The organism is Zhenpiania hominis (assembly GCF_014333425.1).
GTDB classification, from domain to species: domain Bacteria; phylum Bacillota; class Clostridia; order Peptostreptococcales; family Anaerovoracaceae; genus Hominibacterium; species Hominibacterium hominis.
Genome location: NZ_JACRYT010000003.1, coordinates 114,017 through 135,184 on the forward strand (window position 1 = coordinate 114,017; position 21,168 = coordinate 135,184).

22 protein-coding genes are annotated in these 21,168 nt (G+C 47.6%); all 22 read left to right on the forward strand.

Annotation, left to right across the window (positions count from 1 at the left end):
* Nucleotides 1–31 precede the first annotated feature (31 nt).
* A complete protein-coding gene (locus H9L42_RS04865) occupies nt 32–1,741 on the forward strand; it encodes an AAA family ATPase (protein ID WP_187302261.1) in 1,710 nt (569 codons plus the stop codon).
* Nucleotides 1,742–2,179: 438 nt separating this feature from the next.
* A complete protein-coding gene (gene spoIIIAA, locus H9L42_RS04870) occupies nt 2,180–3,070 on the forward strand; it encodes a stage III sporulation protein AA (RefSeq protein ID WP_187302262.1) in 891 nt (296 codons plus the stop codon).
* Complete coding sequence (locus H9L42_RS04875) at nt 3,063–3,575, forward strand: stage III sporulation protein AB (RefSeq protein WP_187302263.1); 513 nt, start codon at nt 3,063–3,065, stop codon at nt 3,573–3,575. Before spoIIIAA ends, H9L42_RS04875 begins: the two co-directional genes overlap by 8 nt.
* A 14-nt stretch (nt 3,576–3,589) precedes the next feature.
* Entirely contained in the window at nt 3,590–3,790 is a 201-nt protein-coding gene (gene spoIIIAC / locus H9L42_RS04880; protein WP_465270647.1) for a stage III sporulation protein AC, read from the forward strand.
* A 21-nt stretch (nt 3,791–3,811) separates the two neighbouring features.
* Complete coding sequence (gene spoIIIAD / locus H9L42_RS04885; protein ID WP_243235667.1) at nt 3,812–4,186, forward strand: stage III sporulation protein AD; 375 nt, start codon at nt 3,812–3,814, stop codon at nt 4,184–4,186.
* Nucleotides 4,187–4,199: 13 nt separating this feature from the next.
* A complete protein-coding gene (gene spoIIIAE / locus H9L42_RS04890; RefSeq protein WP_187302265.1) occupies nt 4,200–5,294 on the forward strand; it encodes a stage III sporulation protein AE in 1,095 nt (364 codons plus the stop codon).
* On the forward strand, nt 5,285–5,452 hold the full coding sequence (locus tag H9L42_RS04895) for a stage III sporulation protein AF (RefSeq protein ID WP_187302266.1): 168 nt from the start codon (nt 5,285–5,287) through the stop codon (nt 5,450–5,452). The genes spoIIIAE and H9L42_RS04895 overlap by 10 nt, the downstream gene beginning before the upstream one ends.
* Before the next feature lie 40 nt (nt 5,453–5,492).
* On the forward strand, nt 5,493–5,894 hold the full coding sequence (locus H9L42_RS04900) for a hypothetical protein (RefSeq protein WP_187302267.1): 402 nt from the start codon (nt 5,493–5,495) through the stop codon (nt 5,892–5,894).
* Nucleotides 5,891–6,535 carry a SpoIIIAH-like family protein gene (locus H9L42_RS04905; RefSeq protein ID WP_187302268.1) on the forward strand — a complete coding sequence of 215 codons (645 nt, stop codon included), beginning with the start codon at nt 5,891–5,893 and terminating at the stop codon, nt 6,533–6,535. The genes H9L42_RS04900 and H9L42_RS04905 overlap by 4 nt, the downstream gene beginning before the upstream one ends.
* A gap of 54 nt (nt 6,536–6,589) precedes the next feature.
* On the forward strand, nt 6,590–6,955 hold the full coding sequence (locus tag H9L42_RS04910) for an Asp23/Gls24 family envelope stress response protein (protein WP_187302269.1): 366 nt from the start codon (nt 6,590–6,592) through the stop codon (nt 6,953–6,955).
* Between the two features lie 5 nt (nt 6,956–6,960).
* Nucleotides 6,961–7,392 carry a transcription antitermination factor NusB gene (nusB, locus tag H9L42_RS04915; RefSeq protein ID WP_187302270.1) on the forward strand — a complete coding sequence of 144 codons (432 nt, stop codon included), beginning with the start codon at nt 6,961–6,963 and terminating at the stop codon, nt 7,390–7,392.
* Nucleotides 7,358–8,320, forward strand: coding sequence for a tRNA (adenosine(37)-N6)-threonylcarbamoyltransferase complex transferase subunit TsaD (locus tag H9L42_RS04920; protein WP_187302271.1), 963 nt, complete (start codon nt 7,358–7,360; stop codon nt 8,318–8,320). The genes nusB and H9L42_RS04920 overlap by 35 nt, the downstream gene beginning before the upstream one ends.
* Complete coding sequence (xseA, locus tag H9L42_RS04925; RefSeq protein ID WP_187302272.1) at nt 8,311–9,525, forward strand: exodeoxyribonuclease VII large subunit; 1,215 nt, start codon at nt 8,311–8,313, stop codon at nt 9,523–9,525. Before H9L42_RS04920 ends, xseA begins: the two co-directional genes overlap by 10 nt.
* A complete protein-coding gene (xseB, locus tag H9L42_RS04930) occupies nt 9,522–9,710 on the forward strand; it encodes an exodeoxyribonuclease VII small subunit (RefSeq protein ID WP_187302273.1) in 189 nt (62 codons plus the stop codon). The genes xseA and xseB overlap by 4 nt, the downstream gene beginning before the upstream one ends.
* A 17-nt stretch (nt 9,711–9,727) precedes the next feature.
* Complete coding sequence (locus H9L42_RS04935) at nt 9,728–10,624, forward strand: polyprenyl synthetase family protein (protein WP_243235660.1); 897 nt, start codon at nt 9,728–9,730, stop codon at nt 10,622–10,624.
* A gap of 2 nt (nt 10,625–10,626) precedes the next feature.
* Nucleotides 10,627–12,480, forward strand: coding sequence for a 1-deoxy-D-xylulose-5-phosphate synthase (gene dxs / locus H9L42_RS04940; protein WP_187302274.1), 1,854 nt, complete (start codon nt 10,627–10,629; stop codon nt 12,478–12,480).
* Nucleotides 12,464–13,270 carry a TlyA family RNA methyltransferase gene (locus tag H9L42_RS04945; RefSeq protein WP_243235661.1) on the forward strand — a complete coding sequence of 269 codons (807 nt, stop codon included), beginning with the start codon at nt 12,464–12,466 and terminating at the stop codon, nt 13,268–13,270. The genes dxs and H9L42_RS04945 overlap by 17 nt, the downstream gene beginning before the upstream one ends.
* A gap of 21 nt (nt 13,271–13,291) precedes the next feature.
* Entirely contained in the window at nt 13,292–14,482 is a 1,191-nt protein-coding gene (locus H9L42_RS04950) for a pyridoxal phosphate-dependent aminotransferase (protein ID WP_187302275.1), read from the forward strand.
* Between the two features lie 107 nt (nt 14,483–14,589).
* Nucleotides 14,590–17,217, forward strand: a complete 2,628-nt coding sequence (gene mutS, locus H9L42_RS04955; RefSeq protein WP_187302276.1) for a DNA mismatch repair protein MutS — start codon at nt 14,590–14,592, stop codon at nt 17,215–17,217.
* A gap of 7 nt (nt 17,218–17,224) precedes the next feature.
* Nucleotides 17,225–19,087: a DNA mismatch repair endonuclease MutL gene (gene mutL, locus H9L42_RS04960; RefSeq protein ID WP_187302277.1), complete on the forward strand. Its 1,863-nt coding sequence runs from the start codon at nt 17,225–17,227 to the stop codon at nt 19,085–19,087.
* On the forward strand, nt 19,088–20,017 hold the full coding sequence (gene miaA, locus H9L42_RS04965; protein ID WP_187302278.1) for a tRNA (adenosine(37)-N6)-dimethylallyltransferase MiaA: 930 nt from the start codon (nt 19,088–19,090) through the stop codon (nt 20,015–20,017).
* Nucleotides 19,996–21,159, forward strand: a complete 1,164-nt coding sequence (locus H9L42_RS04970) for a tyrosine-type recombinase/integrase (protein ID WP_187302279.1) — start codon at nt 19,996–19,998, stop codon at nt 21,157–21,159. Before miaA ends, H9L42_RS04970 begins: the two co-directional genes overlap by 22 nt.
* Nucleotides 21,160–21,168: the final 9 nt, after the last annotated feature.

Here is a 21,168-nt window from a genome sequence, read left to right on the forward strand (position 1 = left end):
GGACACAAAGACGCCAGAAAGGAACGGGCCAATGAAAAAAATGATCCCTCCTGTAGGTTACGAGGATTTAAAAGAAATTATTGAAAAGGGTCTTTATTATGTGGACAAAAGCCTGATGATCCGGGAGTTGTTGGACAGCGCGGGGAAGGTGACGCTGCTGACCCGTCCCCGTCGGTTTGGTAAAACCCTGAATTTAAGTATGATCCGCCGTTTTTTTGAGGATGAACGCAATATACATGGTGAGAGAATCGACAACCGCCAGGTTTTCAAAAACCTGGCGATTTCCCGTTGCAGGGAATCCTATCAGAAGCATCAGCAGCAATATCCTGTAATTTCACTGTCGCTGAAATCTGCCAAACAGAAAAAATTTGAAGACGCCTATGCCATGCTGAAAAAACAGATCTCCGAAGAGTTTCGGAGACATTCCTATGTGTTAGACGGAAATCGCATTTCAAAAGAGGAAAAAGACAGTTACTGGCGGATTATGGAACGAACCTGCGGAAACGAAGAATATCTTGACGCGCTGCACTTCCTGTGCAAGTGTTTGAACAACTGGCACGGAAAAAAGGCGATTATCCTTATTGATGAATACGACGTACCTCTGGAAAACGCCTATATGGAAGGATTTTATGAAGAAATGGTCGCTTTTTTGCGATCCATTTTTGAATCAGCGCTGAAGACGAATAACTTCCTGGAATTCGCAGTCATCACCGGTTGTCTGCGGATCAGCAGGGAAAGCATTTTTACCGGACTGAATAATCTGGAAATCCACTCCGTTCTCAGCCATCGGTACGACTCCTGTTTCGGTTTTACAGAAGACGAGGTGAAAGCCATGCTGCATTCCTGCGGTCTATCGGAAAAATATCCGGAACTGAAAGCATGGTACGACGGCTACTGCTTCGGATCGCGGGAAATCTATAATCCGTGGAGTATTGTCAATTATGTAAAAAACGCAGAAGCAGATTCAAGGGCTTTTCCGCGCCCGTACTGGTCAAATACATCCTCAAATGATATTATCCGGCAGATGATTGAAAACGCGGATGAAGAGACCAGAAGTGAGATTGAACGCCTTATGGAAGGAGATACGGTTGAAAAACCGATCCATGAAGAGATTACTTATGATGAGATACACAGTTCGAGGGATAACCTCTGGAATTTTTTGTTTTTTACCGGCTATCTGAAATCCTGCGGACAAAGACAGGATGACAGCGGCCTTTATCTTCAAATGGCAATTCCAAACAATGAAGTCAGGGGAATTTACAGGCAGAGTATCTTGAAATGGTTTGAGCATAAAGTTGCGGATCTGGATCGGGGCGTCCTGATAAAAGCCCTGGAGAACGGAGACTGTGAAACCGCGGGGAAATTTCTCTCAGAACAACTTATGGATACCATCAGTTATTTTGATTACGCGGAAAACTATTATCATGGATTTCTGGCCGGTCTTCTGAAAGGAGCGGGAAACTATCAGGTTCAGTCTGACAGGGAAAGCGGGAGCGGACGGCCGGATCTTCTTTTGAAAGAAAAAAAGTTTATGGGGAAAGCGATGGTACTGGAAGTGAAAATCGCCCAACGATTTGATGAGATGGAAGCGAAGTGTGAAGAAGCTCTCACCCAGATTAAAGAAAACCATTACGCAGAGCCGTTGCTTGCGGATGGATATCGTCCGGTTTTGTCTTATGGAATCTGCTTTTTCAAGAAAGGATGTATCGTAAAAAAGGGTGAGGCCATTACCCGGGTATAAACCGTTTCGATATCTGAACAATACATGCAGCTGCGCGAACATTTTGCGCTTTAAAAAAGCAGGATTGCGGATTGTTGACATATGTTGTAATGAAATGGTTAAATTTAGATAAAATCTGTTCCCAAGCCTCGAAAATCAGGTGTTAGAGGGGCTTTTAGGCTCCAAAACGCAACTCCTTTCAGTATTATGAGAATTTGTTCGCGCGGCGAGACACTGGGCTGAAGATTTCAATGATTTGTTCGCGCGCAGTAGAAAGGTTTATCGAAAAAACAGGGCTGTAGGGGATGAAACGTAACTCATCCCCTGCGGCTCTTTTTTTTGCGCAAAAAAAACTCCCGATATTTATAAAATCCTAAACGCTGGCCCGGCAAAAAAAGCAGGCATAAAACCTTGTCCACGGAATAAGATGTATAAACAAAAGGGAAAAGGGGTGTTTGAATGAACAACTTAGAGCAGATTTTAAATAAACTTCCGGAACGGATAAGAATACCGATTCAGGAACTTCCCGAGCCGCTGCTTGCCGGCCTGGAAGAGATAAGGCTCAGGGTCCGCGGCGATGTGCGCGTAATTTCAAAGAACAAGGAAATTGTAGTAGCCCTTAAGAAAAACGCCATGGTCACCAGACAGGAGCTGGATACGATTTTAAATAATCTTCTGGATTATTCTTATTATGCCTATGAGGAAGAACTGGCAAAGGGCTACATAACCATCGAAGGCGGACACCGGGTTGGGATATGCGGCCGCGCGGTTTTGGATCGTGGGAAGGTAACCCTGATTAAAGAGGTATCCTCCCTCAATCTGCGGAGAAGCAGGGAGATTACCGGCGTAGCTGATCGGGTGCTTTCTCATGTGCTGGATAAGGAGGGAAGACTTCAGAATACCTTGATTGTATCACCCCCCAAATGCGGAAAAACGACACTGTTGCGAGATCTGATGAGAGCGCTCAGCTATCAGGGATTTAAAATCGGCCTCTGTGATGAACGATCGGAAATCGCGGGAACTTATATGGGGAAGCCCTCTTTTGATATCGGGCCGAGAACGGACGTGCTGGACGGCTGTCCCAAAGCGGAAGGGATGATTATGCTGATCCGCGCCATGTCGCCGGACGCGGTTGTAACCGACGAAATCGGAAAAAAAGAAGACATTGACGCCATTGAAACCGCCCTTTGCGCCGGCGTGGCAATCCTTACAACCATTCATGGCAGAGACTACGATGATGTGCTGTCTTCCAATCTCGGGCCGATTGTAAAGAGGGGCGTTTTTTCCAGGATTCTTTTCCTGACAAACGATCCCCGGACCGGAACGATCCGTGAGGTTCTCCATGTTTAAAGGTTTTTTGTGTCTTATTATCATCTTCTCCTGCGGGGGACTTGGCATTATGAAAGCTCAGGTCTACAGTCAGAGACTGGAAGAACTCAGAGATCTGAAAGAGATGATCCGCATTCTGCAGACGGAAATGAGCTATCTGAAGGATCCGCTCCCCGCGGTATTTGCGAGGGTCGGTTCCTACAAAGACAACCGGGCGATGGATCTTTTGTGGGAATGCAGCCGGTTTATGAAAGAAAATCTGAATCTGAAGCAATGCTGGGACCAGGCTCTGGACCGCGCCTACAGCGGCAGCTGCCTGCGGGATGAAGACCGGATCATCATTTCGGATCTGGGACTGCAGCTGGGAAAAAGCGATCTGCGAGGGCAGGCGTCCATGTTCTCCCTTGCCGAAACCCGACTGGAGACACAAATGGAAGCCGCGGTGAAAGAAAAGGAAACCAAAGGGAAAATGTACAGGGGACTCGGATTTTCCATCGGTGTTGTCATTGCCATTATCTTAATTTAGGAGAGTAGAAAGCCATGAGTATGGATATTGATATTATTTTTAAAATCGCGGCGATCGGGATCGCGATCGCGGTGCTCAACCAGATTCTGCTGCGGGCAGGCAGGGAAGAGCAGGCTATGATGACGACCCTGGCGGGCATCGTCATTGTGCTCTTCCTGGTCGTGCAGATGATCAGTGAATTCTTCGATACAGTCCGGACACTTTTTCAGTTTTAGGAGGGACAGCCTGTGGAAATTATGAAAATCGCTGCCATAGCCATAGGCGGAGTCATCATGGCCTCCATTGTAAAACATTTTAAGCCCGAATTGTCTCTTTATGTCGCCTTAGCCACTGTGATGGTGATTTTCCTTATGGCGCTGGACAAACTGACTGCGGTCTTTCAGTTCCTGGAGAACATTTACGGGCAGATGACCTACGGAAAAGATTTTTTCCCGATCATCGTAAAAGTCCTGGTAGTCGCGTACCTGGCGGATTTTACCTCGCAGCTGTGCAAGGACGCGGGAGAAGGGGCCATCGGAAGCAAAGTGGAACTGGCAGGAAAAATTATTATCTTCTACTTGTCCATGCCGATTCTATTCGCGATCCTGGAACTGATCAATTCTATCCTGTAAAGGAGGCGCCCTGATGGATTACGATTCGATCATAAAAGAACAAATGGAAGAACTGGATCTGGCGGAGCTGGAACAGATTATGGAAGACGCGGCGCAGCAGAGCAATGGGATTTTTTCCGCTGTCTCAACCGATGAGATTGTCCAGAGTTTTATTGACGGAAAGCCTCTGTTTGACTCGGAAGTTCTTATACAAAACCTTTTAGACGTGTTTCTTTATGAAGTAAAAGCCGGACTGATTCTGGGAGTGGAAATTATCAGCCTGTGTATTGTCATCGGTCTTCTAAAAAACTTCTCGAGTTCGTTTGGGGACAAACCGGTTTCCACTCTGGGTACCGTAGTCTGCAGCTGTCTTGTCATTACACTGTGCCTGAAAAATTTTATGGTAACCTACGAGTCCTGCCTGGCGACTCTGGAAATTATGACAAAGACCATGCAGATTCTGCTGCCGATTCTGATTCCGCTGATTATCAGCATGGGCGGATTTTCCTCAGGAGGAATTCTGAATCCGGTCATATTAGGCGCCATTACTGCGTTTAATACGGCCCTGCAGAAGTTCATCCTGCCTCTGGTGTTTTTATCCAGCATCTTCATTCTGATTAACAGCCTTACAGAAAAGGACTACGTCAGCCGTCTGGCAGTATTTTTACGGAAAGCGGCAGTCTTTTTTACCGGGCTTGCCGTAACGATTTTCGCGGGGCTGACGGCCATCCAGGGTTTGGTGACAAAGACGGCGGACGGCCTTTTAGTCAATACCGCAAGGTACTCGGTGGATAATTTCGTGCCCATTGTGGGAGGCTTTGCCGCCGATTCCATCGATATGGTACTGAGCTGCGTAGCAGTGATTAAAAACGGAATTGGGGTTTTAGGAATCATTATTATTTTGTGCCTCTTAACAGCGCCGGTTCTGAAAATCCTCGCCATAGCGGTAATCTACAAGCTGACTGCCATACTGGCGGCGCCTATTGCCACCAAACAGATCGCGGACAGTCTGAATGAAATGGGCAGCGCGGTCATTACAATGGCCGTCGTTTTAGGGCTGTGCGCGCTGATGTTTCTGATCTTTCTCACAATTATCATCAGCATTGGGGGAGGAACATTATGGAAGTAATGAAGGAATGGGTAAAAAATATTTTTATTCTGATTCTGGCGCTGACCTTTATCGAGATGCTGCTGCCGACCTCCAGAATGGAAAAGTATATCAAATTTATTTTTTCTCTGGTCATTATGGCGACGATTCTGTCGCCTCTGCTGATTTTGCTGGAATAAGAGCGGCGCAGGAAAAATATATATAGTAAGGAGGAAGCAGATGTTTGAGAAATTAAAAAAAGATCCGAAAATGAAGGATCTGGCCATCAAGATCATTGCGGTTCTGATCATCCTGTCGGTCGCATTGCTGTCCTTTGATGTGTTCACCCAAAGCAAAGACGGACGAAAACAGATTCTGGATGAAGACGGAGGAACAGAGGAAGCTCTCTGCGCGATCCTGACAGATATGAAAGGAGTCGGAGAGGTGGACGTTATGCTTCAGTACGGGGAAGACGATCAGATATCGGGAGTAATTGTCACAGCAGAAGGCGCCGGCGATCCGGTTGTCCAGAACAATCTGGTAAATGCGGTACGGGCTGTTTTTAATATCCCCGTATCCAGTGTAATGGTCTTTGAAAAAGATGATAATGCTAATCAGGAAAATGGAGGAAAGGAAAAATGAAAAAACATACATTCTGGGAGCGGGTTAAAAGACATAAAAAAATGCTGGGAGGAGTTTGCGTCTTTGCCCTTTGTATCGGAATTCTGGCAGCCGCGGGAGGCGGGCTGAAAACACCGGACGCGGTAAAGAGCAATCAGGCGATTCCCGAACACGATGGGGACGTACTTGTGGACAGCATTCATGTACAGGAGGAAACCGAGGCTTCCAAACATGGGCAAAAGGATTCTCAAAAAGAAAGCAGCAAAAAAGATTCCGAGCTGGTAACATCGGATGATGTCAGTGATCTGGAAAATTCCGACACTTATTTTGAAGAAATGAGAGCAACCATCAATATGGATCGAAACGAAGTTATTTCTATGCTGACAGATGCGGAAAATACGGCGGAGGGCAGCTCGGAAAAAGAAAACGCGACCCAGCAGAAGCTTCAGCTTCTCGAATACATGGAGCAGGAACAGAATGTGGAAAACGCCATCCGCACAAAAGGGCTGCCTGAATGTCTGGTTTTGATCACAGAAAGCGGAGTAAATGTAACGGTTGACAAGCAGGATCTGAATCAGAGTGATGTGGCGAAGATTTGCGATGTGGTCATGCGCGAGACAGGCAGAAAAGCTCCGGACATCATCATCCAAAGCAGGTTCTAAAACCATTGTCATGAAAGGGTAAATTTGATATAATAAACCCTGAGGTGTAAAGAAATGAATGTGGCAAATGAGCAAAAGGCCGGAACCTTGAAAATTTCCGATGAAGTAATTGCTGTCTGCGCGGCCAACGCTACCCTGAAAACCGATGGGGTCGCGGAGCTGGCAGGCGGGTTTACCAATACACTTTCCAGAAATCTTCTGGGAAAAGAACTTCTTTCCAAGGGAGTCAAAGTTTCACAGGGCGAAGATGGCGCTGCCATAGACATATTCGTAATTGTACATTATCAGGTGAACATTCCGTCCGTCGCGTGGGAGATTCAGGAGCATGTGAAAAAGGAAGTGGAGTCCATGACCGAGCTTCCTGTTGCCGCTGTTAATATTCACGTACAGGGCGTTCACATGCCTGAGGAGGAGACTTAGGAGAAATGAATCGAACAGAGGCGAGAGAACGGATTATGCAGCTTCTCTATCAAATGGACATACAGGGCGACTACAGCAGGGAGTGCCGGGAGCGCTATCTTGAGGCTAATTTTCGGAAAAACAGTCAGAGAGAATACGCGGATCAGCTTTCCGACGCGGTAGCGGATCATATCGGCGAGATCGATGAAAGACTGAACGCGATCAGCTCTAAGTGGAATACCAAGCGCATGGCGAAAGTGGATCTTGCCATCGCCAGACTGGCGCTGGGAGAGATTTTTTATATGGACGCAATTCCCGACGCGGTGGCCATTAATGAAGCGGTAGATCTGGCAAAAAAATACAGTACAAATGAATCCCGCAGGTTTATAAACGGAATCCTGGGACAGATTGTGAAGAAAAAAGATGAACCAAACAGCGAATTGGATATTGGGAATTGATACCAGCAATTATAAGACTTCGGTTGCTGTTGTTGATTCTGAAAAAAAGATCCTTTGTGATCTGCGAAAATTATTGCGTGTAAAACAGGGCGAACGAGGGCTTAGACAGTCAGACGCCCTTTTTCAGCATCTGGAAAATCTGCCGCCTCTTTTGGAGGAAGCTCTGTCGGATGGGCGCAACCGGGATATTCGTGCTGTCTGTACTTCGGATCGTCCAAGGCCGGTAGAAGGGTCCTATATGCCTGTTTTTAAAGCGGGAATTGGATTCGGACAGGCAGTGGCGGCGGCGCTGCAGGTGCCCCATTATATGTTTTCCCATCAGGAAGGACATATTGAGGCCATCCGGGCTTACAGCCAATTCGCGGAAAAGGAAGCTTTTTTGTGCTATCATCTTTCCGGCGGTACCTGCGAACTTCTGAAAGTGGAGCCCGGCAGCCTGACAAAGATCGGCGGCTCAAAAGATCTGTCCATGGGACAGGTTTTGGATCGGGTTGGCGTGAAGATGGGATTTTCGTTTCCGGCAGGAGAAAGTCTGGACCATATGGCAGTTTCCGCGGAGAGCCCTTCTCAGGATTTAAAAAAAATTCCTGCCGACGGTCTCTGGTTTAACCTTTCCGGTATTGAAACGCAATGCGGCAGAAAGCTGGAAGAACTTAGGAAGAATGAAACCGGGCAGGAGAGCCTTGTGCGGGAACTATTTGATAAATTTGTAAAAATTCTGATCGAAATCACAGAAAAGGCGGCAGACGAGACCGGTCTGGACAGTGTTATGTTCGCCGGGGGCGTTTCATCCAGCCGGTATGTTCGCCGGAGACTGGAACAGTATTTTGAGCGTTCGTCTATTGAGATTGCTTTCGGACGGCCGGAGCTTTCCCAGGATAACGCGGTAGGAACAGCGCTGCTTGGAGGAAGACGGATATGGCGATAAAACCAGTAAAAGTGTCTCAGCTCAACGGATATATCAAACGAATCCTTCAGACAGATCCCCTTCTTGGAAATGTGTCGGTAATCGGAGAAATTTCCAATCTGAAATTTCACGGTTCCGGGCATGTGTATTTTTCTATGAAAGATGAAGGCAGCAGGTTAAATTGCTTTTTACCTGCGGATCGGGCGCAGAATCTTCGTTATGAGCTTTCGGAAGGTATGGAGATTACAGCCAGCGGATATATCTACCTTTATGAGCGGGGCGGGAGTTATTCTCTGAATATCCGGGACATTGAGGTGGCGGGACTTGGAAATCTGTCGATTGCCTTTGAAAAACTGAAGGCAAAATTAGAGGCGGAAGGATTGTTTGATAAAGAGCATAAAAAGGAAATTCCGTTTTTTCCGGAAAAGATCGCGGTAGTTACTTCGGAAACCGGCGCGGCGGTACGGGATATTCTGAAAATCATAAAAAGCAGGAATAACTATGTGGATGTGCTGATTTATCCGGTGCTGGTTCAGGGACCTTCCGCGGCAGGGGAAATTGCCCATGCCATTGCGGATATCAATGAAAAGTGGCCGGATATGGATACGATTATAACCGGACGGGGCGGAGGCGCCATGGAAGAACTATGGGCTTTCAATGAAGAAATTGTGGCCCGCAGCATCTACGCTTCAAAAATTCCAGTGATTTCCGCCGTAGGACATGAGACGGATTTTACCATTGCGGATTTTGTGGCGGATCGCAGGGCGGAAACTCCGACCGCGGCCGCCCATATGGCGGTTCCGGATATTGAAGAATTGAAAGGGTATATCGAAACTTTAAAACAGCACCTGGAGAGTGGGTTTGAAACCGGACTTAAATATCGGAGCATGCATCTTGAGAGACTGAATCTGGATGTGTTCAAACGGGATCTGGAAAGCCGGATTACCGTTGAGCAGATGCGGCTTGAAGCGATCCATACGGAAAACCTTCACAGTATACGCAGGCAGACAGAGGCCTATGAGAAGAAGCTGCAGCTGCTCCGGGAAAGTCTGGAGGCTTTTAATCCGAAGGCGATTTTAGCAAGGGGATACGGCGCTGTTTTGGACAGCGGGCGCAGATTTGTAAAAACAGCCGGGCAGATCCGCAAGGGAGACAAAATGATCGTTGCGCTCTCAGACGGAGAGGTTGACTGCATCACAGAGGATGTAAGGAGGGGAGAACAATGACGGAAAAAAAAATGACTTTTGAGGAAGCGCTGGAAAAGCTTGAAAAAAGTTCGGAAAATCTGAAAAGGGAAAATATTACACTGGAGGAAGCGCTGAAAAACTTTGAAGAAGGAATTGCATATTATAAGCAGTGCAGCGAAATATTAAACAGTGCGAAACAAAAAATTGAAACCTATTCCAAGTAAACAGGAGGAACACAAAAATGCCTGAACTAATGCGGAAAAAATACAAAAATCTAATCGAAGATCATATTCTGGATTATCTTCCCGATATCGACCACAAAAGCATAACCCTCTATGAGTCTATGAAATATAGCTTGACTGCCGGAGGAAAACGAATCCGTCCGATGCTTCTTCTGGCGGCAGCTGAATTTACGGGCTGCAAGATCGAGGAGGCGATCCCTTATGCGTGCGCCATCGAGTATATTCATACTTACTCGCTGATCCATGACGATCTTCCGGCTATGGACGACGATCAGCTCAGACGGGGCCAGCCGACCAATCATATTATTTTCGGAGAGGCCATGGCGATCCTGGCGGGAGACGGCCTGCAGTCAGCGGCATTTGAAGCGATGACAAAGGACCTGTTCCTTTATTTTGATAATGAGGATAAGCTGAAAAAACGGATCCGGGCGGCTAATGAAATCATTAAGGGGTCCGGATGCAGGGGAATCGTAGCCGGTCAGGTCGCGGATATCGAATCCGAGGACCGGGCATGTTCCGGAGAAATGCTGGATTATATTCATCTGACGAAAACAGCGGCTCTGATTGTGGCTGCGGTACGGGCCGGCGCGCAGCTTGGCGGAGCGGACGCGGAAACTTTGGAAAACCTTACCATTTATGCGGAAAATCTGGGGCTGGCGTTCCAGATTGAAGACGATATCTTAGATGTGATCGGCAGTGAGGAAGAAATGGGGAAGAAGGCAGGTATGGACGAGGCTAAGAAAAAGTCCACTTACCCGGCTCTTTACGGTCTGGAGGCGTCGCAGAAAAAACTGATGGAGCTGACAGAAACAGCGGTTGACGCATTAGCGTCTTATTATGACAACGCGGAATTTTTCGTGAAACTAGCAAAGGATTTAGCGACAAGAGGCAGATAGGAATGAAAAAGTTAGTGGAATATGATTTTCCGCGGGATTTGAAGGACATGTCGATCAAAGAGCTGGATCTTCTTTCTTATGAGATTCGGGATTTTCTAATATCCAATATTTCAAAGACAGGAGGACATCTGGCGTCGAACCTGGGCGTTGTTGAGTTGTCTATCGCCCTTCATAAAGTCTTTGATACGCCAAAGGACAAGCTGGTGTGGGATGTAGGTCACCAGTCTTATGTTCATAAAATTCTGACGGGAAGAGCGGGAGGATTTGAAAACCTGCGGAAATTCGGAGGAATGAGCGGCTTTCCAAAGGTAAAGGAAAGTGAATATGATACCTTTGATACCGGGCACAGCAGTACATCTATTTCCATAGCCGCGGGGATGGCTGCGGCAAGAGATTTGAGAGGAGAGCACTACAATATTGCGGCTATTATTGGAGACGGAGCACTGACCGGGGGGCTTGCCTATGAGGCGCTGAATAACGCGGGAGCGTCTAAGACGAAAATGATCGTCATTCTCAATGATAATGGGATGTCTATCGCGCCTAATACAGGAGGGGTGTCGCGGTACCTTGAAAAACTCCGCAGCTCACAGAAATATACGGAATTCAAACAGAAATTAAAAAAGAATGTTGCAGAAATCCCGGGCATCGGCAAAGGCGTGGTGTCGGGAATGCAGCACATGCGGGATTCCCTCAAATATGCGGTGTTGGATGGAATTATGTTTGAAGAGTTGGGTTTTAAATATTTCGGTCCTATTGACGGACATAGCGTGGAGGACTTGATTCGGACACTGGAACTGGTTAAAGAGGTTGATGAGCCGGTTTTTCTCCATGTCATTACCCAAAAGGGAAAAGGATACCGCAGCGCGGAAGAAACTCCCAGCAAATACCACGGAACCGGGCCTTTTGATCCGACTACCGGAAAACAGCATAGCAGCGGAACAGAGCTATCTTACTCTAAAGTGTTTGGCAGAAAGCTGTCGCAGTTGGCGCGGACAAATTCGGAAATTGTCGCGGTAGGAGCGGCTATGCTGGAGGGAACCGGTCTGAAAGAATTTAAGCAGAAGTATCCGAAACGAACCTTTGACGTGGGAATCGCGGAGGCCCACGCGGTTACGTTTGCGGCGGGAATGGCCGCGGGAGGCTTTCGCCCGGTAGTTGCCATTTATTCCACTTTCCTTCAGCGGGCATATGACCAGATTATGGAGGATGTCTGCCTTCAGAAACTTCCCGTTGTATTTGCCATTGACCGGGCAGGGATTGTCGGCGCGGACGGGGAAACTCATCATGGGATGTTTGATCTTTCCTATCTGGGCCATATGCCGAATATGACGATCCTGGCTCCCGCGGACAGCAATGAGCTGGAGTCTATGTTGGAATACGCTTTAACGCTGGAAGGACCCTGTGCCATCCGCTATCCGCGAGGGGAAGCAGCACAGCTGGATTTTTATCAGCCGATTGCGGGAAGCCTTGTACAGAAGGAAGGCAGAGATCTGGAAATCTGGGCAGTCGGCAATATGGTTTCTACAGGTCTTGAAGTCTGCAAACTGTTAGAAAAAAGAGGATTGGATGCAGGTCTTGTGAACGCTCGCTTTGTACGTCCGCTGGACCAGCCGGCCATTGAAGCTTCCGCAGGCAGAACCGGACTGATTGTGACTCTGGAGGATAATGTAGTGACTGGAGGATTTGGTGAAAATCTGGCCGCCGCCATTATGGAATCTCCTGTTAAAGTATTGAACTTTGGTTGGCCTGACTGCTTTATTGAACATGGGAGCTGCGGACAGCTGTTTGAAAAATACGGGCTGGACCCGGAAAGTATTGCGGAAAGGATTTGGAATTATATTGAAAAACAGGCTTGATATCATTCTTACAGAGAGAGGGCTCTTTGCTTCCAGAGAAAAAGCTCGGGCATCGATTATGGCGGGGCTCGTGTATGTAGACGGACAAAGAATTGACAAAGCGGGAACCGCAGTTGATACAGAGGCGCAAATACAGATTAAAGAAAATCTGTGTCCCTATGTAAGCAGAGGGGGACTGAAGCTGGAAAAGGCGCTGAATTACTTTTCTTTTCATCTGGATGGCGCGGTATGCGCGGATATTGGAGCCTCTACAGGTGGATTTACAGACTGTATGCTGCAGAAGGGCGCTTCAAAAGTATTCGCCATTGATGTAGGATATGGACAGCTGGACTGGAAGCTGCGAAACGATCCACGAGTGGTAAATATGGAAAAGACCAATGTGCGTTATCTGGATATCGACACCGTGGGAAGGGAGCGGTTGGACTTTATCAGCATCGATGTTTCCTTCATTTCTCTCAAATTGGTCTTTCCGGTAGCCGCTCAGCTCCTTTCCGACACGGGAAGCCTTGTATGCCTGGTAAAACCTCAGTTTGAGGCGGGACGACAGCAGGTGGGGAAAAAAGGAATTGTGCGGGACAGAGCAGTCCATAAGGAGGTTCTGGAAAAGGTAATCGGCTATGGAGCGGAAAACGGTCTTTTCGCCCATGGATTTACATATTCTCCGGTACGGGGGGCCAAGGGTAATATTGAGTACCTGTTGTATCTGAAAAAGACTTCTCCGGAAGATCCGCTGCCGGAGATCGCGTCGGTGGTAGAGGAGTCTCATAGAAAACTGGAGGGAAACGAATAAAAAGAAAGGGAGGCTAGAGAAATGAAATTATCGAACAAGGTACTGGCGATGGAGCATTCGCCGATCCGCAAGTTTAATGCCATCGCGCAGAAGGCAAACGAGGCTGGAAAGAAGGTATATTATCTGAATATCGGGCAGCCGGATGTGGAAACGCCGGCATGTTTTATGGAGGCGATTCGCGCCTTTGATGAAAAGGTGATTGCCTATGCGGAATCAGGAGGCGTCGCGGCGCTTCAGGACGCGATTTCCGGCTATTTCAGACAATACGGAATGGAATACGAAAGAGAAAACATTATCGTCACAAACGGTGGATCGGAAGCCCTTAGTATGACCTTTATCTCTCTTTTGAATCCGGGAGACGAAGTTTTGATTCCGGAACCATTTTATACCAACTATCATACCTTTGTGACTATGGCCGATGGGGTGATAGTCCCTATCACTACGACTCCGGAGGAAGGGTATCATTACGCGGACGCGGAAAAAATAGAAGCGGCTATTACGCCGAAAACGAGGGCGATCTGTTGCATCAGTCCGGGGAACCCCACCGGAAATGTGCTGACATTGGAAGAAATACGGCTTATCGGCGAAATTGCCAAAAAACACGATCTGTGGATTATCGCCGATGAAGTGTACCGGGAATTCGCCTATGACGGAAGACCGGCCACATCCTTTGGCATGGCGGAAGAACTGGCGGATCGGGTTATTATTATTGATTCGGTTTCCAAACGGTTTTCCGCCTGCGGCGCGAGGATCGGATGTATTGTTTCAAAGAACGAGGAACTCCTTGATAATCTGATGAAAATCGCTCAGGGCAGACTGTGTTCGCCGACAGTAGAACAGATTGGTGCGGAAGCTTTGTACAAGCTGTCTAAATCTTATTATGATGAGATCCGGGCAGAATATGAGGCGAGAAGAGACGTTGTTTATAAAGAATTGATGAAGATTCCCGGGGTTGTATGCCAAAAACCGGGAGGAGCCTTTTACCTGACGGCCAAGCTTCCGGTGGATAATGTAGAGGAGTTTCTTATGTTTCTTCTCACCGAGTTCGATGATCAGGGAGAAACGGTGATGTTTGCTCCTGCCGAAGGGTTTTACGCTACGCCGGGACTGGGAAAAGAAGAAATGCGTATCGCCTATGTTCTTAACAGGAAAGATATGGCCCGAGGTGTGGAGCTGATCCGCCTGGGGCTGGAGGCTTATAACAGAAGGTAAGGAAACATAAATTTCCGGAGAAACGCTTCTCCGAAGGAAAACCCCTGAGAGGTTCGATCGCTTCTCAGGGCGCTTTATATCGCAAAAGGAAAGGAATTAGAGAAACAATGGCACTATCACCAATGATGCAGCAATACACGAAGATCAAAGAAGACTATCAGGATTGTATTCTGTTTTTCCGGCTGGGCGACTTTTATGAAATGTTCTTTGAAGACGCGAAAACCGCGTCCAGGGAACTGGAACTGACGCTGACGGGAAAAAACTGCGGCCTGGAGGAACGGGCGCCTATGTGCGGGGTCCCTTTCCATTCCGCGGATACTTATATTGCGCGTTTGGTGGAAAAGGGATATAAAGTCGCGATCTGCGAACAGACGGAGGACCCTTCTCAAGCGAAAGGAATTGTTAAAAGAGAAGTGATCCGAATTATTACTCCCGGGACAGTCATCAGTCAGAATATGCTGAAGGAAACGGAAAACAATTATATCGCTTCTTTTTTCAGTAGACATGGACGGACCGGGCTTGCTTACTGTGATGTTTCCACAGGGGAGATCTACGCGACAGAAATCTCCCGCGGGGAGGATGCAGACAGTTTTGAGACACTCCTGAATGAACTGGTAAAAATAAAAGCCAGGGAAATCCTGTTTAACGAGGACTGCACATTGGATACAGAGGAAGTCAAGCGGATTACCGAGGCTTATTTCAACCCGCTGTCCGCGGATTATTATGAGGAACGGGCAGTGCAGGACGCGGTTCTGCGCCAGTTTAAGGTGAAGGCGCTCTTAGGTCTGGGACTGGAAGAAGAAAGCGCCGCCCTTTTCGCCCTGGGGGCTATGCTCCTGTATCTTCATGAAACCCAGAAAAACAGCCTAGAGCATATTACATGGCTGCACCTTTACGAGATGGGGACCCATATGGCGCTGGACAAGGCGACCATCAAAAATCTGGAATTGACGGAAACTCTTTTCGAAAAAAAGGTGCAGGGATCGCTTCTTGGAGTTCTGGATAAAACCAGCACCGCTATGGGAGGAAGAAGGCTGAAGCAGTGGATTCGGGAACCGCTGAATAACGCTGATGAGATCCAGGAACGTTTGGACGCGGTAGAAGTGCTGGTCGACGATCTGCTTTTGCGCAACAATCTGCGGGAAAATCTAAAACAGATCTATGACTTTGAACGTCTTTCCGGAAGGATCGCATGCGGCAGCGCTAATGGTAAAGATCTCATCGCCCTGCGAAACTCCTGCTTTGTGCTTCCTGAAATTAAGGGAGATCTGGAGGAAACGGACAGCGCGCTGCTGAAACGGCTCGGCCGGGAGGTGCGGGACTTAAAAGAGGTCTACCAATTGATCGATACGGCGATTGTGGAAGATCCCCCTTTTACCGTGAAAGAAGGCGGACTTATAAAAGAAGGGTACTCGGAAGAACTCGATGATTTGAAGTTCTCTATCCGGGACGCGCAGAACTGGATTGCGCAGCTGGAAAACAGCGAGCGGGAACGGACGGGAATCAAAAACCTTAAAGTGGGATTTAATAAGGTCTTTGGATATTTTCTGGAAATTACCAAATCTTATTACGATATGATTCCGGATAATTATGTGAGAAAGCAAACGCTTACCAACTGTGAGCGATTCATTACGCCGGAATTAAAGGAAATGGAAAATCTGGTTCTCAATGCCGAGGTTAAAATCAACCAGATGGAATATGAACTGTTTACTGCTGTGCGGGAGGAAATACAACAACACATTCGGGAAATTCAGACAACCTCCGCCGCTGTCTCAGCTCTGGATGTACTGGCCTGCTTTGCCCAGGTGGCCCAGCAAAATAATTACGTAAAGCCGCAAATTGACTGCGGGGATGAGATTCAAATCGAAAAGGGAAGACACCCGGTAATTGAACAGACCATTCGGGACGGAATTTTTGTAAGCAATGATGTATGGCTGGATCGGAAAGACTGCAGTATGCTTTTGATTACTGGTCCAAATATGGCGGGAAAATCTACATATATGCGACAGACCGCGCTTATTGTCCTGATGGCTCAGGCCGGATGCTTTGTGCCGGCGGAAACTGCCCGCATCGGCATAGCGGATCGGATTTTTACCAGGATCGGCGCTTCGGATAATCTGGCTCAGGGACAAAGTACCTTTTTTGTGGAAATGAGCGAATTAGCCTACATTCTCAACGCGTCCACAGAAAAAAGCCTGATTATTTTAGACGAAATCGGCAGAGGAACCAGTACTTACGATGGACTCTCCATTGCCTGGGCTGCCGCCGAATACTTGTGCAATACCAAAAAACAGGTCCGGACTCTTTTCGCGACTCACTATCACGAGATGACGGCTCTGGAAGGGAAGATGAAGGGGGTACATAATCTCAATGTGGATGTTGCCGAGGAAAACGGAAATGTGGTATTCCTTCATAAGATTGTGGAAGGAAGCGCCAGCCGCAGTTATGGTATTCATGTGGCGAGACTGGCGGGCGTTCCGGAGCTTCTTTTGGAACAAGCGGAAGTCAAGCTGAAAGAATTGGAAGAAGGAATTACTGCTCCGGATCCAAATTTTTCGGGTACTGCGCCTTCGAAAAAGGCGGAAGCGGAGGCTTTGGAAGAACAGCAGATCTCCTTCTTTGGGTTTGCGCCGAATCCTGTGGTGGAAAGATTGAGAGCGTTGGATCTGATGACTCTGACTCCGTCAGAGGCCTTTCGGATTTTGGAAGAGTTAAAGGCGGCGGCAGAGGAGTAACAGAAAGATGATTCATGTTTTAGAAAAAGAAGTAGCGGATAAAATCGCGGCAGGGGAGGTAATTGAACGGCCTCTTTCCATTGTAAAGGAGCTGGTGGAAAATTCCATTGACGCGGGAGCACGGAGTATTACAGTTGAAATAAAAAAGGGAGGAAAAAACTATATCCGTGTAACAGACGATGGCTGCGGAATCAAAAGCGATGAGGTGGAAATTGCGTTCCTGCGTCACGCCACCAGCAAAATTTCCCGGGCAAAGGATTTGGAAAGTATTGAAACGCTGGGATTTCGCGGTGAAGCCCTCGCTAGTATTGCCGCTGTTTCCCGAACGGAAATCATAACGAAAACGGCGGAAGAAAAAGCAGGAACACGCCTTGTAATCGAAGGAAGCAGCATTGCGGAGCGGGAAGCTACAGGATGTCCCGGCGGCACGACGATTGTTGTACGGGATCTATTCTATAATACCCCTGCCAGGCGAAAGTTTATGAAATCGGACGCAGGAGAAAGCAGCGCGGTTATTGAATTCGTCTCCCAGATTTCTTTAGCCTATCCCCATCTCCGTATCCGCATGATCAGCAACGGCAACATGCTGTTTTCTACGCCCGGGAAAGGGGATCGATACAAGAACATTCTGACGGTATTCAGCAGAGAGCTGGGCGATGGACTGATTCCAGTACAGGCTGAAGAAGGGAACCTGAGACTGGAAGGCTATATTTCAAACCCGGGAGAGAGCCGGGCGACAAGAAAGCAGCAGATTTTCTTCGTCAACGGCAGAGTTGTGGACAGTAAAGTGATACAGAAGGGAATCAGCCAGGCTTACGCGGATAAGCTTTTTGAGGGAAGATTTCCCATAGCCTTTCTATTTCTGGCGATCCGGCCGGATTCATTGGATGTCAATATTCATCCTAATAAAAGAGAAATCCGCTTTAACGATGAGGATTTTGTAACAGAATTTATAAGAAAGTCTCTGAGGGAAGCGCTTCTTTCAAAAGAATCCATCCCAGAAGTAAAAGAAAAAATGCTCTTTCGAAGACCTTTTCCAGAACCGACGGTTGCGAAAAGGGAATCTGCCGCTCCAGAGCCGGTGGCTGCCGCGGATAAAATCGAAGCCGAGGTTCCTCCGGAAGAGGAACAAGTTAACATAAAAAAATTATTGTCAAATATAAGAAACGAAGAAGACAGGCGGGAGCCAGAGCTGAGAGAAGCGGTGGCCGAATATCAGGTCAAGCCATCGCCGGAGGCAGATATTTTTGTAGAGTCTTCGGAGACTATTCTGCCAAAGACGCCTGCTCCCTTTGATTTTGATGAGCTTACCATCACCGGATCTATCTTTGGCACTTATATTACAGCCGTTGATGAAAGCTGCTTTTATCTCATTGATCAGCACGCTGCTCATGAAAGGATCTTTTTTGAAAAGCTGATGAAACAGTACCGGCAGAGTGAGACCTACTGTCAGCCGGTTATGCTTCCCATTACGCTGAATGTTTCCTACGATGTAGCCGAATCCCAGGATGACTGGGTGCCCCATTTGAATAGAATGGGATTCCAGGCGGAAGTTTTCGGCCCCAGGACGTACCGGATAAAGGGAATCCCCGCCTTTATGGAACTGGAGGAAGCAGAACGGTTTTTAAAGGATTTTACCGAACAGGCAGCGGCAGGAATAAAAATAGATAATCTTCCAGCGATCGAAAAAATTATCATGCGATCCTGCAAGAGCGCTGTGAAGGCGCACGACTATCTGAAGGACGAGGAGATTCGAAGTCTGTTTGAGGAATTGAAACAATGTGAAAATCCCTTTTCCTGCCCCCACGGACGGCCTACGTTTATAAAAATGACGCAGTATGAAATTGAAAAGATGTTTAAGAGGGTGTAAATGAAGGACTTAATCGCGGTAGTAGGCCCTACGGCTACGGGAAAAACGGAATACGCTATCCAGCTGGCGGAACGTCTCGGAGGAGAGATTGTTTCCTGTGATTCTATGCAGCTTTACAAATTCATGGATATTGGGAGCGCCAAGCCGTCTGAGGAAGAACGGCGAAAAGTACGGCACTATCTGGTAGATGAAATTGATCCTCGGACTCCTTTTTCCGTGGTACAGTATCAGAGGATGGCTAAACAGGCAATTCAGGAGATTTATGAAAAAGGCAAACTTCCCATTCTGGCAGGAGGTACGGGCCTTTATCTGAACTCGATCCTCTATGAGATGGATTTCAGCGCGCCTCCCGCGGATAACGGCTATCGGGAGAGACTTCAGGAAATTGCACAGCGGGAAGGAAAAGAGGTCCTGCACCGGATGCTTGCGGAGAAGGATCCGCAGGCAGCGGCTCGAATCCACCCCAATAATACGAAGAAGATTATCCGGGCTTTGGAGGCGGCGGAGACCGCGGGGCAAGGGATACGCCCCTTTTCCGAAGCAAACAGGCCCTGCCCGGACTACCATCCATTCCTTATCGGCCTTACCAGAGACAGAGAGGAGCTTTACGATCGAATCAACCGGCGGGTGCTGCTCCTGATGGAACAGGGGCTTTTAGAAGAAGTGGACAGGTTGCTCGCTATGGGTCTGACAGAGGAACATATTTCTATGAAGGGGATCGGATACAAGGAACTCATTGAATACCGAAACGGAAAATGGGATCTGGAAACAGCCATCGCAAAAATACAGCAAAATACAAGACATTATGCAAAAAGACAGTTAACGTGGTTCCGCAGATATGATAAAATAAAATGGTTTAACCTTTCCTGCTATGAGAGTCGGGAAAGGGCAATTGAGGATATGATGGCATGGATAAAGGTAAGGACGTAAAAGTTTATAACAGAAGCGGGCGGCCTGATAATGTTGTTCGGAAAGAACAGGATATTATCCGCCAGTGCCGGGAACTTGAGAAAGAGCTTCCTTCGTTTCTAAAGGGATATTTCACATATTTGCGGAGTAATGTGCTTCCTATGACAAGGCTCGCGTATCTGCATGATATTCGTTTTTTCTGCCAGTATCTGATTGACGAGACATCGCTGACGGAGGCGGAATGTGTCCGGGATATTACTCTAAACGATTTTTCTCAGATAACGGCTCCGGATGTCAACAGCTTCCTCGATTACTGCAGGCATTATGAAGTGGAAAAGGATGGATTTACGGTTGCCTTTGAAAACAGCAATAAAACTCTGGCAAGGAAAAAATCTTCGTTGTCTGTTTTATTCAAACAGCTTTACCGGGATCAGAAATTGGAAAAGAATATTACAGACGGGTTTGATCCGATTCGGGTGCCAGGCGCCTCGGAGCGTGAGATTAAAGCTCTGCAGGATGATGAGGTTATGATTATGCTGGATGCGGTCTCCACCGGCAGCCATCTGACAAAAAAGGAACGGCAATACTGGGAAAAAACGAAGAAGCGGGATAAGGCGATTCTGATTCTGTTTCTGACCTACGGCCTTCGGTTATCAGAGCTGCAGCAGCTGAATGTATCTTCCTTTCAGTTTTCACGGGGAGAATTCCTCATCTACCGAAAGAGAGGAAAGGAATCCACTATGCCTCTAAATCAGTCGGTCACCATGGTGATCCAGGATTATCTGGAAAATGAACGGCCGGGAGATGAAACCTTAAGCGAGGAAAATCGGGACGCGCTGTTTCTTTCCCTCCAGGGAAAGCGCATGACAGAGCGGCAGATTCGGGAACTGGTGAAAAAGTATACATCCATCGGTCTTTCGACTTCCCGAAAGAAGGGGTACAGCCCCCACAAGCTGAGGGCCACCGCGGCAACCAGTCTGATCGGACGGGGAAATTCGATTTATGATGTTCAGGCGCTGTTGGATCACGAACAGGTGACAACAACCCAGCTTTACGCGGCTCATAAGATGAATGTCAAACGGGATCTGGTGCGCGATATGGAATGGGAACTGGAGCGTTCCGGAAAAAAAGAGGGAAAACCTTATGAAAAAGATAAGAAATAATTCATAATA